The sequence below is a fragment of the Streptomyces sp. NPDC058000 genome, from assembly GCF_042886435.1.
Classification (GTDB): domain Bacteria; phylum Actinomycetota; class Actinomycetes; order Streptomycetales; family Streptomycetaceae; genus Streptomyces.
In genome coordinates this window covers 74975-88234 of record NZ_JBHVQS010000026.1, presented here as the reverse complement: position 1 = coordinate 88234, position 13260 = coordinate 74975, and the positions used below count along the sequence as shown (strand labels likewise).

At 71.2% G+C, this 13260-nt stretch carries 9 protein-coding genes; 3 read left to right on the top strand and 6 right to left on the bottom strand.

What is annotated here, in order from left to right; genetic code table 11:
* Positions 1-515 precede the first annotated feature (515 nt).
* Complete coding sequence (locus ACFVT2_RS24105) at positions 516-2594, top strand: BTAD domain-containing putative transcriptional regulator (protein ID WP_390021288.1); 2079 nt, start codon at positions 516-518, stop codon at positions 2592-2594.
* A gap of 96 nt (positions 2595-2690) precedes the next feature.
* Here the strand turns inward: ACFVT2_RS24105 and ACFVT2_RS24100 are convergent, their stop codons facing one another.
* The 6 genes from ACFVT2_RS24100 to ACFVT2_RS24075 form a co-directional block, all read right to left on the bottom strand.
* Positions 2691-3668 (bottom strand): TauD/TfdA family dioxygenase, encoded by a 978-nt coding sequence (locus ACFVT2_RS24100; RefSeq protein WP_390021251.1) that lies wholly within the window; start codon positions 3666-3668, stop codon positions 2691-2693.
* A gap of 5 nt (positions 3669-3673) precedes the next feature.
* Positions 3674-3880, bottom strand: a complete 207-nt coding sequence (locus ACFVT2_RS24095) for an MbtH family protein (RefSeq protein WP_390021249.1) — start codon at positions 3878-3880, stop codon at positions 3674-3676.
* Positions 3881-3936: 56 nt separating this feature from the next.
* Positions 3937-4926 (bottom strand): 2,3-diaminopropionate biosynthesis protein SbnA, encoded by a 990-nt coding sequence (gene sbnA / locus ACFVT2_RS24090; RefSeq protein WP_390021247.1) that lies wholly within the window; start codon positions 4924-4926, stop codon positions 3937-3939.
* A 42-nt stretch (positions 4927-4968) separates the two neighbouring features.
* Complete coding sequence (gene sbnB, locus ACFVT2_RS24085; RefSeq protein WP_390021245.1) at positions 4969-6006, bottom strand: 2,3-diaminopropionate biosynthesis protein SbnB; 1038 nt, start codon at positions 6004-6006, stop codon at positions 4969-4971.
* A gap of 22 nt (positions 6007-6028) precedes the next feature.
* On the bottom strand, positions 6029-9256 hold the full coding sequence (locus tag ACFVT2_RS24080; protein WP_390021244.1) for an amino acid adenylation domain-containing protein: 3228 nt from the start codon (positions 9254-9256) through the stop codon (positions 6029-6031).
* 167 nt (positions 9257-9423) lie between these two features.
* Entirely contained in the window at positions 9424-10833 is a 1410-nt protein-coding gene (locus tag ACFVT2_RS24075; RefSeq protein WP_390021242.1) for a class II 3-deoxy-7-phosphoheptulonate synthase, read from the bottom strand.
* A gap of 281 nt (positions 10834-11114) precedes the next feature.
* On the opposite strand from ACFVT2_RS24075, the gene ACFVT2_RS24070 reads away from it, so the two are divergent.
* Together ACFVT2_RS24070 and ACFVT2_RS24065 are read left to right on the top strand one after the other, a co-directional pair.
* Complete coding sequence (locus tag ACFVT2_RS24070; RefSeq protein ID WP_390021240.1) at positions 11115-12683, top strand: anthranilate synthase component I family protein; 1569 nt, start codon at positions 11115-11117, stop codon at positions 12681-12683.
* Entirely contained in the window at positions 12680-13252 is a 573-nt protein-coding gene (locus ACFVT2_RS24065; protein WP_390021239.1) for an anthranilate synthase component II, read from the top strand. The genes ACFVT2_RS24070 and ACFVT2_RS24065 overlap by 4 nt, the downstream gene beginning before the upstream one ends.
* Positions 13253-13260 lie beyond the last annotated feature (8 nt).

The following is a 13260-nucleotide window of genomic DNA, read 5'->3' as shown; positions in this document are numbered from 1 at the left end:
ATAAGCGGTTTCTCTAGGATGGCGCCGCCAGGTCGAGCGGATTTTTTGAGCCCTCTCCCATGAATTTGCCAGGTCCGCAACCGACTTTTCGTGGAACTGGTTGACGTCGGCGCGCAGGGATTCCCCTTCCGAGGTCGGGAATTTGGTCGCGCTGACGGTCTGTAGCCCTTCCCGGGTGAAGTCGAGGCGGCTTCGCGCTGCCGTGAGGCTGCACCCGAGGTCTCCCGCAGTCGGCCGGCCAGCCGTCCAAAAGCCCCTGTATGCGGCGCACTTGAGTTGCCGGCGGTCCGTAGCGCCGACACCTTTTCGATGCCTTCCAGAAGTGAATGTCACCTCCGGGGAGAAACGGAAGCGATCACTCTCCGCATCCTCAGTGGTTAATCATCACCACATGAAGAACTTGAGTAACATGACCGAGGCGTACACGCGTTCGTGAGTACGCGGCCCGACATACTTCTGGGGGAGTCGTGGGGGAACGGTTAGAGTTCAAAATCCTGGGTGCGCTCGCGGTGACGATGGGTGGCCGCCGGATAGCCATCGGTGGCGCTCGGCAGCGGACGATCTTGGCGCTTCTCCTGTTAAATCCCGGGAGAATTGTGTCCGTTGACACGCTAATGGAGACGGTGTGGAACGGCAGTCCGCCCGCCACCGCACGTACCCAGGTGGCAATCTGCATCGCCGCATTACGCAAACGCTTCAAAGCCGAGGGTTCCGACGCCGATGTCATCGTCACCGCGCACCCCGGCTACCTGCTCGCCCTGGAGAACCACTACGTGGACTCGGTGGAGTTTGACCAGCTCACCGCCACGGCACAGAAAGCCCTGGAGGAACACCGCGTCGCGGACGCGGCACACGCTTACGAACAGGCACTGGCCCTGTGGCGGGGGCCGGCCCTGGCGGGCGTCGCCGGGGCACTCGTCGAGGACGAGACGGCGCGTCTGGAGGAGCTCCGGCTCGCCACCTACGACGCTTATGTCGCGGCCAAGCTGGAGCACGGCTGCTACCGGGAACTGATCCCGGACCTGGTCACGGTCGTACGTGACCATCCACTGCGGGAGCGGTCGCGCGGCGCGCTGATGCTCGCCCAGTACCGCGTCGGCCGCCGGGCCGAGGCGATGGAGACGTTCCGGGAGGGCCGGGCACGCTTCATCGAGGACCTCGGGCTGGAACCGGGGCCGGAACTCCAGCAGTTGCACGACGCGATCCTCCGTGACGACCCGTCGCTGGCCCCGCCGGTGACGGCCGTAAGGGCCACTCCGGAGGAGCGTCAGATTCCGCTCGAACTCCCGGCGAATGTCCCGGCGTTCAGCGGACGTCTGAGCCAACTGGCCCTGCTGGACGGACTTGTCGACCACGAGGGCGGGGAGCGGTCGCTCCCGGCGGCGCTGATCACCGGCAGCGCGGGGGTGGGCAAGACCGGCCTGGCCCTGCACTGGTCGCACAGCGTCGCCGACCGCTTCCCCGACGGACTGCTCTACGCCGACATGACGGGGCACGACGAGAGCCGACTGCCCGCATCTCCCGAGGCCGTGCTCGGCTGGTTCCTGCGGTCCCTGGGTGTCCCGGAGGCGGACGTCCCGGCCGCCGTGCACGAGCGGGTCGCGCTGTACCGCAGTCTGCTGGTCGACCGGAAGGTGCTGATCGTCCTGGACGACGTCCTCACCTTCGATCAGATCTGCGCGCTGATCCCGGGCAGCCCGCGCTGCTGCGTAGTGGTCACCAGCCGCTGCCAGTTGGAGCAGCTGGTGGTCCGGCACGGCGCACTCCGCATCGACCTCGATGAGCTGACCCGGCAGGAGGCCACCGGTCTGCTGGAGCGGATCATCGGGGAGGAGCGGGTCCGGTTCGCCAAGGCGGACGCCGACCGGCTCGTCGAGCTGTGCGACCGGCTGCCGCTGACGGTCCGGATCGCGGCGGCCAAGCTGGCGGCCAAACCGCACTGGTCGGTGGGCCATCTGGTCTCCCGGCTCGCCAACGAGCAGCATCGGCTGGACGAACTCAGCGCAGGCGACCTGCGGATCCGCTCCAGCTTCGAGCGGAGCTACCGCGCGCTGCCCGCGAACGCCGCGGAGCTCTACCAGCGGCTGGCCCTGCTGGAGATGCCGAACTTCGCGGGCTGGGTCGGCGCGGCCCTGCTGGACGAGAACATCGACACCGCGGAGGGCCTGATGGAGCAGCTGGTCGACGCCCAGCTGCTGCACACCATGGGCTTCGACGTCACGGGGCAGCCGCGCTACCGCTTTCGTAATCTCTCGCGGCTGTACGCACGGGAGGTCGCCCAGCGGGAGGGCAACGCACTGGAACAACGCGAGGCGCTCGGCAGGGCGTTCCGCAGTTGGCTGGCGATCGCCGAGCACGCCCGGTGGCGGGAGCGGGACCACCACACGGGGCAGCAAACCGGCTCGATATGGCAGCTGATGCCGGACCCCGCCGTCCTGGACAAACTGACGGCTTCGGCGGCCGACTGGTTCGCGGTGGAGCGGCTCGCGCTGATCTCCGTGATCGACCAGGCCGCCTTGTGGGGGATGGACCAACTCAGCCAGGACCTGACCACGTTGCTGGTGGCTCCGATGGAGTCCCGCCGCTGCGGCTGATCCGTTTCGCCGTCCCGGGCCGGTACGCCGGCACCCACGCGATGGGCGCGGTCGTCATCGGACGGCCGCGCCCACCGCTTCGCAGTGTGCCGGACGCTAGTCGAGCACGTAGCCGTCGGTGTCCCGCATACCGCGGGAGCGGCGCAGGTCGGTGACGGCGAAGGTGCGCTGCAACCAGCGGTCCTGGCCGTCGTAGCGCGGCCGGAAGGCGGTCCGGCCGTGGACGGTCACGCGGTTGTCCACGATGGCCAGTTCGCCCGGGCCCAGCGACGCGTTCAGCGCGGTGCGGTCGAAGAGCTCCTGCAACTCGTGCATCGCCACCTTGGCACGCTGTGTCTGCGGTTCGGTGGCCGCCAGGTCGACGCAGATGTCCGGGTCGTCGGGGGCTCCCGTGAGCACCGCGTGCGGTGCGGTACCGGCGCCGTCCAGGCCGAACGAGGGCGGCGGTGCGGTGACGAACTCCCGGGAGAACAGGGCCTGCCGGGATTCCTCACTGATCAGCGGCAGCACCTCGCGGATGCACGCGGTGCGCAGCCCCGCCACCCGCTCGTGATCGGCCCGCAGGCACAGCAGCATCACGAAGTCGGGACGGTGGGGGTGGAAGGCGTTCTCGGTGTGGAAGGTCAGCAGCACGGAGCCCGCGTTGCTCTGGTAGTCCTCCTGTCCGGGTACGGGCACGACGTTCTGGACGATCGCGCCGGTCTTCTCCGGGCGGTAGGCGACGGGGTCGCCCAGCCCGGAGGCGATCATGGCCAGGACCGCCGCGGCGACGGTGGCGTCGCGCTGGACGGAGCCGGGCTCGACCGGGGTGGGCGGCACCTGGCCCAGGGGAAGCCCCCGGACCAGCAGCGTGCCCGTGCGGCCGGAGTCCCTGCGGAACTCGCGCAGGCCGCGGGTCAGGCCGGCCGGGAGTTCGGGCCAGGCCCGCCGGGCCCGCGCCAGCCAGTCCGGGCTGTCGATCAGGGCACCGGCCGGCTCGACGAGGCGCCCGGCGATGCGTTCGGTCAGCTGCGCGTCCTCGGCGTCGACCGTCACCGTCTGCGGTCGCACGCCGGTCTTTGCTGTCACCGTCATCCTGATCAGCCCATCGCCTCGGCGACGCTGCGCGGACGCATGTCGGTCCAGTGCTCCTCGATGTAGGCGAGGCTCTCCTCGTGGCTCGCCTCCTGCTGGCCGACCCTCCAGCCGGCCGGCACCTCGGCGAACGCGGGCCACAGGGAGTACTGGTTCTCGTCGTTGATCAGGACCAGGTAGCGGCCCTCGGGGTTCTCGAACGGGTTGGTCATGGTGTGTCTCTCCGGTGTTCTCGGTGGTGCGTGGTGCGTGGTGCGGACGGGGCGGGTCAGGCCGGCCCGGCGAGCGCGGCCTCACCCATGTCGAGCGCCGTCGGGCCGTAGACATGACGCACCCAATCGGCCCGGTAGACCGTGTCGAGGTAGCGCTCGCCCAGGTCGGGTGAGATGGCGACGGCGGTGATGTCGCCGCGGTCGGCGGCGTGTTCGGTCAGCCAGCGGGTGGCGCCCGCGACGACGGTCCCGGTGGAGCCGCCGAACAGGAACCCCTGGCCGACCATGCGGTGGCAGGCGCGGATGGTCTCGGCCTCCGGGACCTGCACGACATCGTCCACGAGGGACTCGTCGAGCAACGGCGGTCGCACACCGGCACCCAGGCCCGGGATCATCCGGGCCGCGGCGGGCCCGCCGAAGGTGACCGAGCCGACGCTGTCGACGGCGACGACGCGGACGGCGGGGCGGTGTTCCCGGTACCAGCGGGCGCAGCCCATCAGCGTTCCGGTGGTACCGGCGCCGACGAAGAGCACGTCGAGTGCGGGGAACCGCTCGGCGATCTGCGGGGCGGTCAGCCGGTGGTGCGCCCGCCAGTTGTCCTCGTTGACGTACTGGTTGAGCCAGACGTAGTGCTCATCGCTGTCGCACAGTGCGCGGACGTAGGCGAGCCGGGTGGCGAGGAAGCCGCCTTCCGGATCGGGTTCGCCGACCGTGTGCACCTCGGCACCGAGCGCCTCCATCAGCTGTCTGGTGGCCGCGTTGCAGCGGGTGTCGGTGACGCACACGAAGCGGTAGCCCTTGTTCGCCGCGATCGTGCTGAGCGCGACCCCGAGGTTGCCGGAGGACGACTCCACGATCACGGACCTGTCGGTGAGCCGGCCCTCCTTCTCGGCCGCCTCGATCATTTCGAGGGCGGCCTTCTGCTTGATGGAGCCGGAGAAATTGAACCCCTCGCATTTGAGGTACAAGGGCAGACCGAGGGAGGCCCGCAGGTCCACGTAGAGATCGTCCTCGTTGAATTCCTGCGGAGCCGAAATTACCGGCACAGCACCTCCCGCATGGGCGTGTGTTCCAAGGGCGCGGGTGCGTCAGCCGTAGCGGCGCAACTCATGGAAGAAGTCCTCGACGATGGGTAGTTCCCCGGCAGCGCGGACGGTGTCGTAGACGTGTTTGCCGACCGCGAGGTCGAGCACGCCGAGCCCGAACGGGGAGAAGATCACCGGCCGGTCGGTGGCCGGGGTGAGGCGGCCGGTGAGGACGTCGTCGAGGGTGCCGTCGACGAAGTCACGGTTGCCCACCCGCTGTTCGGCCAGGTGCAGCGAGGTGTTGGCCTTCAGGCAGTGCTCCACGTCGTCCACGACGTTGGCCGACGAGAGGACCACCTCGGGGGACAGATCGCGCAGCGAGACGTGCAGAACGAGCGGGTGGTGGGCGAACCAGGCGGGATCGCTGACGTGGGGGGCGCCCGCGGTGGTGGCGAAGACCAGCAGGTCACTGCCGCGGACCAGGTCCTCGGCGCGCTCGTGCACGGTGACGGTGGTGCCGTCGCCGGTGGCGCCCTTGAGGTAGTCGGCGAAGCCGCCGGCGTGTTCGGCGGACAGGTCGTGGATCCCGGCCTCGTCGAAGGTCCAGCCGGTGGCCGCCAGGTAGTCGTGGATGTATCGGGCGATCAGGCCGACGCCGAAGAAGCCGATCCGCCGGGGGCGTTCGCGTCCCCGGCTGAGCCGGTCGGCGGCCAGCGCGGCCGAGGCGGCCGTGCGGGTGGCGCTGATGATGGAGCTTTCCAGGCATGCCAGCGGGTAGCCGGTGTCGTGATCGTTGAGGATGAGAACGGCGGAGGCGCGTGGAATGCCCGCGGCGACGTTCTCGGGGAAGCTGGAGATCCACTTGATCCCGTCGACCCGGGTGTCGCCGCCGACCGACGCCGGGAGCGCGATGATCCGGGACGAGGGGCGGTCGGGGAAGCGCAGGAAGTAGGAGGGCGGGTTGACGGTGTCGCCGGCACCGTGGGTGCGGTAGGCGGATTCGACGATCCCGACGACCTCGCGGTGCCGGCCTTCGAGGGCGCGGTGCACTTGGCCGCCGGAGATCACGGCGAAGCTGGGCGCCGTGGCGGAAGGGGACATCAAGGACTCCACGTGTGAGGGGTCAGGAAAGGACATGGCCGTCGACCCGGACCGGGTTGCCGAGGACCACCACGACCTCGCGAGCCCCCTGGTAGGGGTCGCGGCTGTGGGCCATGCGGAGGTTGTCGACCAGCAGGACGTCGCCGTCCTGCCAGGGTTCACTCACGGTGGCGTCGCGGTAGGCCGCGTTGAGCGTCTCGACGGTCCCGGTGTCGAGGGGGGCGCCGTCGCCGTAGGCGGTGTTGAACGGCAGGCCCTCCGGGCCGTACACGTCGACGAGGTAGTCGCGAACGACCGGGTCGAGCGTCCGCTCGTTGAGGAACGCCGCCTGGTTGAACCACACCGCGGTACCGGTCCGCGGGTGGTGGACGACCGCGGCGCGGCGCTGCCGGGTGCGCAACCGGCCGTCCGGCAGCCAGGTGTGCTCCAGGCCGGAGGCGGCGCAGTACGCGTCGACCTGCGCACGGTCCTCGGTGCCGAACGCCTCCGCCCAGGAGACGCCGATGTCGTGGTACATACGGGTGAGCAGCCAGCCGTCGCGGGTGAAGCGGTCGACCAGGTCGGCGGGGAGCGCGCGCAGCACCGCCTGGGAGTCGGCCACCCCGGTCCGGCCGCCGCTCTCGGGTGCGGTGAGGCAGCCGAAGAGGAGCAGGCCGGGGACCTCGGTGGCGTAGCTCAGTTCGTGGTGCATGCACATCGGTTCGTCGGCGGGCCACTCCGAGGATCCGTACACGCCGCCGCCGTGGTCCGCGCGGGGGGCGAACCGCTCTCGTTCGGTCATCGCCTCGACGCCGAGGGCCGTGGCGACGGCGGCCACATCGGCCGGTGTGGTGACACCGAGGCCGCGCAGCAGGACGGCACCGTGTTCGGCGACGGCGGCGTGTACGGCGGGCCGGTGCCGCTCGGCCCAGGTGGCGCCGGCGCCGGGGGACACCGTCAGCACCGCCAGGCCGCCGTCGGACCGGACGGGCCGGGGGCCGTCGGCGGTACGGTCCGCGGCCGGCGAGGGGGCTGTCTCCTCGGCCTCCTCGGTACCGGACGCCGCGCCGGCCTTCCGGTCGACCAGGGCGGCGACCTCGGCGACGGTCGGGGTGTCGGCGAGGTCCTTGACCGTCACCACCCGGTCCAGGGCGACGGCGAGGCGGATCGCGGTCAGGGAGGTGCCGCCGAGTTCGGCGAAGCGCGAGTCGCGGCCGATGCGTGCCGGCGGGACGTTGAGCAGTTCGGACCAGAGTGCCGCGACGCGGCGTTCGGTGGCGGTCGCCGGTGCGCCGGAGGCGTCCGCGCCGGCCTGCTGCACCGCCTCCTCCGCCATGCGGGCCAGCGCCTTGCGGTCGGTCTTGCCGTTGTCGGTGAGGGGCAGTTCGGCGCGATGGTGGAGGTGCTGGGGGACCATGTAGTCGGGCAGCGCGGCGGCCAGCGCCCGGCGCACCTCCTCGGTGGGCAGCGGTCCGGAGGCGGTGAAGTAGCCGACGAGGGCGCGCCGTTCGGGGCTTCCGGTGACGACGACCGCCCCGTCGCGGACGCCGGGTATCTGGAGCAGCCGGTTCTCGATCTCGCCGATCTCGATGCGGAAGCCGTTGATCTTGACCTGGGCGTCGCGGCGGCCGAGGAACTCCAGGGTGCCGCCGGGCAGCCAGCGGCCGAAGTCACCGGAGCGGTACAGCCGCTCCCCGGGCCGGTGCGGGTCCTGGCCGAAGGCCGCCTTGGTGCGGGCCTCGTCGTTGATGTAGCCGCGGCCGACGCAGACGCCGGAGAAGACGATCTCGCCGGGTACGCCGAGCGGTACCGGGGACAGCCGCTCGTCGACCACGTACACCCGCACATTGCGCACGGCCTTGCCCAGCGGGACCGAACGGGCGTCGGGTACCCGGTCCATGACCTCGTGGTTGGTGTCGTCGGAGGTCTCGGTGAGGCCGTAGGCGTTGACCAGCAGCACATCGGGGAAGGCCGCGAACCAGCGCTGGACCAGCTCCTTCTTCAGTGCCTCGCCGGTGACGGAGACACAGCGCAGCCGGGGCAGCGCACGGGGCTCCTCCTCCAGGGTGGAGAGCACCACCTCCAGGTAGGAGGGGACGAGCTGGGCCACCTGAATGCTGCCGGCGGCGAGGGTGTCGATGAAACGGCGGACGTCGAGGACCGCCTCTTGTTCGACGATGTGGGTGCGGCCGCCGACGAGCAGTGCGGACACCAGCTGCCACAGGGAGATGTCGAAGCACTGGGGAGCGGTCTGCGCAACGACATGTCCCTCCTCGATGCCCAGGTCCTCGATCTTGGCCAGCACGTGGTTGAGGAAGCCGTTGTGCTCGCACATGGCGCCCTTGGGCTCGCCGGTGGAGCCGGAGGTGAAGTAGATGTAGGCGAGCTGGTCGGCGGCGACCGGCAGTCCGAGGTCGTGGTCCGGACCGCCCTGTGCCACCACCTCGTCGATGAAGGCGGCGCGGATGTCCTCGCGTCCGGCGAGCGCTTCCTCCAGGTGCGGGATGCCGCGTTCGGCCAGCACCCAGCGCGCCTTGCTCCGGGCCAGGACGGTGGCGATCCGCTCGGCCGGGAACCGGGGCTCCAGCGGCAGGTAGCAGCCGCCCGCCTTGAAGACGGCGAGGACGGCGGCGAGCCACTCCAGGTTGCGTTCGCAGACCACGGCCACGACGTCCTCGGCGCGCAGGCCGCGCCGGTGCAGGGACCTGGCGAGGATGTTGGCGCGGCGGTTGAGCTCCTCGTAGGTCCAGCTGCGGTCCCCCTGGACGGCGGCGATCGCGTCGGGGTGGCGGCGCACCCGCTCCTCGAAGAGCTCGTGGCAACGCAGGCCGGGAAGCTCCCTGACCGGGCCGGCGAACTCGTCGAGCTGCTGGGCGAGTTCGGACGGAGAGAGCAGGCTGTCGAGGTGGTGCGCGGCGTCCGGGGCCGCGGTCAGCCGGCGCAGCGCGCGGTCCAGGTACGCGGCGAGGCGTTCGGCGCCGACGTATTCCTGGGCCCGGGCAGCCTGCCATGCGGCGCGGGCCTGCTCGCGGCCCTGCTCGGTGGCGGCCCAGGCGATCAGGTCGCGCCAGGTGCCCTCCCCGACCTGCCATTGATGGAAGCCGGTGACCGCGGCGGCCACCTTGGCCTGTACCGCGAGCCGTATCGTCGGACCGTCGACGGCCGATTCCTCGGCGAGCCGGTCGATTCCGGCCGCGAGGTCCGGAGGCAGTACGGGGAGCTCGTCCTCCGCCCTGCTGCCGCCGGCCTGACCGCCTGCGCTGTCCCTCACGAGTCTGCACCCCACACCGGACATCTGTCGGATCGCGAAATCACCGAGTGATCCCACCTGGTGGAAGTGACGCTAGGAGGAGTCCTTATCGCTGGACTATCAGCGTCGTTAGAGCCGGCGAAATCCCCCTCCCGGCCAGCGCCGGGAGGGGGTGACGGCCGGCCGCTTCAAGGGGTCGGCGGAGTGGACCGGGTGCGCAGCATCTCGGCGACACGGAAGGCGAGTTCCAGGGACTGACGGTGGTTGAGCCGAGGGTCGCAGGCCGTTTCGTAGCGGCGGTGGAGGTCGTCGGCGAGGAGGGCGTCACCGCCGCCGAGGCATTCGGTGACGTCGTCGCCGGTGAATTCGATGTGCAGGCCGCCGGCGTGAGTGCCGAGCGCGCGGTGGACGGCGAAGAAGGTCCGGGTCTCACTGAGGATGTCGTCGAAGCGGCGGGTCTTGTGGCCGCCGGGGGTGACGAAGGTGTTGCCGTGCATGGGGTCGCAGACCCAGGCCACGGCCGGGTCCTCGGCGGTGACCTTCTCGACGAGGTCGGGCAGCCGGTGGCGGACGGCGTCCGCGCCCATCCTGACCACGAACGTCAACCGGCCCGGAACCCGGTGGGGGTTGAGCTTGTCGACGTAGCCGAGTGCGTCGTCCGCGGTGGCGTCCGGGCCGAGTTTGACGGCGATGGGGTTGTGGATGCGGGAGAAGTACTCGACGTGCGCGCCGTCCAGGGCGCGGGTGCGCTCCCCGATCCACAGCAGGTGGCCGCTGCCGGCGTAGACGCGGTCGTCGTGCCCCGCGGTGCGGGTCAGGGCCGCTTCGTAGTCGAGCAGCAGGCCCTCGTGGCCGGCGTAGAACTCGGCGGTGTCCAGCTCGTGGGCGCTGACCCCGCAGGCCGTCATGAAGCGCAGGGACCGCTCGATCTCGTCGGCGAGTGCCACGTAGCGGCGGCCGGCGGGTGAGTCGGTGACGAAGCCGCGGTTCCAGGCGTGGGCCTGGGTCAGGCTGGTGTGGCCGCCGGTGGTGAAGGCCCGGATGAGGTTCAAGGTGGCCGCGGAGGCGTCGTACATGCGGCGCAGGCGCCGCGGGTCGGGGGTGCGTTCGGCGGCCGTGAAGCCGGGGCCGTTGACGGCGTCGCCGCGGTAGGCGGGCAGGGTGCGGCCGCCGCGGGTCTCGGTCGGCCGGGAGCGGGGCTTGGCGTACTGGCCGGCGATCCGGCCGACCTTGACGACGGGCAGGGCGGCGCCGTGGGTGAGGACCACTGCCATCTGGAGCAGGGTCCGCAGCTTGGCGTTGACGGCGTCGGCGGTGGCGCCGGCGAAGGTCTCCGCGCAGTCGCCGCCGTGCAGCAGGAACGCCTCGCCGCGGGCGACGGCGGCCAGTCGGCCGCGCAGCCGGTCGCACTCCTCGGCGAGAACGAGAGCGGGCAGCCGGGCGAGGTCGCCGGTGACCTCACGCAGCACCGCGGGGTCGGGCCAGGCGGGCTGCTGCGCGGCGGGCAGTCGGCGCCAGGAGTCGGCGGCGGCGGAATGCCCGGCGGTGGCGGAATCGGCGGCGGTGGCGGGGGAATGCGCGCGGGGAGAGGGAGGCATCGCAACCTTCGTGGGCGGGATGGTCGTACGTGGGAAGTCCGGGTGCGGGAGGTCCGTACGCGGGAGGGAGCTCCGCTGCGGGTGTGGCGGCGGGCGGGGCTCGGGATGCGGGGTGCATTCCAACCCCGCCCGCCGAAGGCGGTCAAGAATCCGCGGAGTGGACTGCACCGGCCCTCGCCAATTGGTCTGGTCGCCCTGCACGGCCGGGTGTTTGGGTTGTCGGCATCGTCCCGGCAACCGGTATGGCCGGGGCGCGGAACCGGATGTCGAGGACGGAGACCATGACAACGACGACACGCGCCGAGGCCCGCGGACCGGTGGGCGCGGGCGCGGACCCCGGCCCGCGGGTGCGGGTGCGGATCACGGAGACGGAGCTGGAGCCGCACGCTCCGCTGTCCCTGTACACCGCTCTGGCCGGGGAACTCGGGCAGCAGGAGGTCTTCCTCTTCGAGAGCCCGGCCGGGCCGGCGGCGGACCGTGGCACGGCGGTGGTCGGCTACGGCCGGCTCGCGGAGATACGGGTGTTCGCCGGCCATGTCGAGTGTGCGGGCGCGGCACCGTTACGCGAGGCGATCCTGGCGGCGGCCGGAGCCGTGGGGATGACGCCGGACGGGGCGGACGGGGACGGGGCGGTGGCACGCCGCCGGTTCACGCGCCCCGGGCAGGTCTGGGACCTGATGCGGCGGGTCCAGCGGCGGTTCGAGGTCAGCGGTGAGGTACCCGGCGACGCCTACGCGTTCGGCTTTCTGACGGCGCTGGCGTACGAGGCGGCCTGGCACATGGACGTGCTGCCGGACCGGGAGGTCTCCCGTGGCGGCCCGGACATGACGTTCACGCTGATCCGCGACACGGTCTGGTACGACAGGGACGGGGCGCGGCCGCGGCACCGCACGGCGCGCTCGGACGCCTTCCCTTACCCGTACCCGTATGCGGCGGCCCCCGACGTCGCCGCGCTGGCAGCGGCGGCGGCGCGGGAGCCGGCGGACGGCTCCGGGGTGTGCCCCGCGGCGCCGGCGCCCCGTTCGGTGCGCGACAGCGTGGCCCGGGACACCTTCCTGGACTGGGCGCGGCAGTGTCTTGAGCACATCCGGGTCGGGGAGATCTACCAGATCCAGATCGGTCACCGGATCGATGTCGACACCGCGCTCACCCCCGTGGAGGTCTACCGGCGCCTGCGTTCGCGCAATCCGTCGCCGTACATGTACCTGGCGCCGCGCGCCGGTGACACCCTCATCGGGGCCAGCCCCGAACTGTTCTTCCGTACCGTGGGCGACACGATCGTGATGCGGCCGATCGCCGGCACCACGCGGCAGGCGGCGACGGACGAGGAGAACGCGCGGCGGGTCAAGGAGATGCTGGCCAGCACCAAGGAGCAGGCCGAGCACGTGATGCTGGTCGATCTGTGCCGCAACGACATCGGCCGGGTCTGCCGGCCGGGTTCCCTGGTGGCGGACGAACTGATGACGGTGGAGGCGTATTCGCACGTCTTCCACATGGTCTCGACGGTCGCCGGGCGGCTGGAGCCGGACGCGGACGTGTGGCGTTCGCTGTGCGCGACCTTCCCCGCGGGCACCATGACCGGCGCGCCGAAGCTGCGCGCGATGGAGATCATCGACGGGATCGAGCAGCAGCCGCGCGGGATCTACGCGGGCGCGGTCGGGCTGATCGACGTGGGCGGATGGAGTTCGCTCGCGTTGTGCATCCGCACGATCGTGCACGACGGGCGGACGTACTCCACACAGAGCTCGGCGGGGATCGTCGCGGAGTCGGTGCCCGAGGCGGAGTGGGACGAGACCTTGGCGAAGATGGGCGCCGCCCACTGGGCGCTGACCGGTGAGGAACTGTCATGAAGGTACTGATCGTGGACGCCTACGACAGCTTCGTGCACATCATCGACCAGTATCTGCGGACGCTGGGGATGACGACGGAGGTGGTGCGCTCGGGTACCCGTACCCCGGACGAACTGGCGGCGGGGCGCCCGGACATGGTGGTGCTGGGGCCGGGTCCCGGGCATCCCGCGGCGTCCGGGCATGTGGAGCTGGTCCACCGGTTCGCCGGTGAGGTTCCGCTGCTGGGGGTGTGTCTGGGGCACCAGGCGATCGCGTTGGCGTTCGGCGGCCGGGTGGAGGTGGCCGGCCATCTGATGCACGGGCGGACCAGCCCGGTGCGGCACGACGGCGCGGGGGTCTTCCGCGGGCTGGGCAACAGCCTGGTGGCGACCCGCTATCACTCGCTGATCGTGTCCCGGCCGCTGCCCGATGCGCTGGAGGAGACCGCGACGGCCGAGGACGACGGCTATGTGATGGGCCTGCGGCACCGCAGCCTGCCGGTGGAGGGCGTGCAGTTCCACCCGGAAAGCATCATGACCGACGGCGGACCACAGCTCTTCGAGAACTTCCTGGCCGCCGGGGTGCGCTGACCGGCGGA

Coding starts and splice junctions, on each gene's coding strand:
- ACFVT2_RS24095 (WP_390021249.1), bottom strand. CDS start 3,880: ATGACCAACCCGTTCGAGAACCCCGAGGGCCGCTACCTGGTCCTGATC.
- ACFVT2_RS24070 (WP_390021240.1), top strand. CDS start 11,115: ATGACAACGACGACACGCGCCGAGGCCCGCGGACCGGTGGGCGCGGGC.
- ACFVT2_RS24075 (WP_390021242.1), bottom strand. CDS start 10,833: ATGCCTCCCTCTCCCCGCGCGCATTCCCCCGCCACCGCCGCCGATTCC.
- ACFVT2_RS24105 (WP_390021288.1), top strand. CDS start 516: ATGGGTGGCCGCCGGATAGCCATCGGTGGCGCTCGGCAGCGGACGATC.
- ACFVT2_RS24100 (WP_390021251.1), bottom strand. CDS start 3,668: ATGACGGTGACAGCAAAGACCGGCGTGCGACCGCAGACGGTGACGGTC.
- sbnB (WP_390021245.1), bottom strand. CDS start 6,006: ATGTCCCCTTCCGCCACGGCGCCCAGCTTCGCCGTGATCTCCGGCGGC.
- ACFVT2_RS24065 (WP_390021239.1), top strand. CDS start 12,680: ATGAAGGTACTGATCGTGGACGCCTACGACAGCTTCGTGCACATCATC.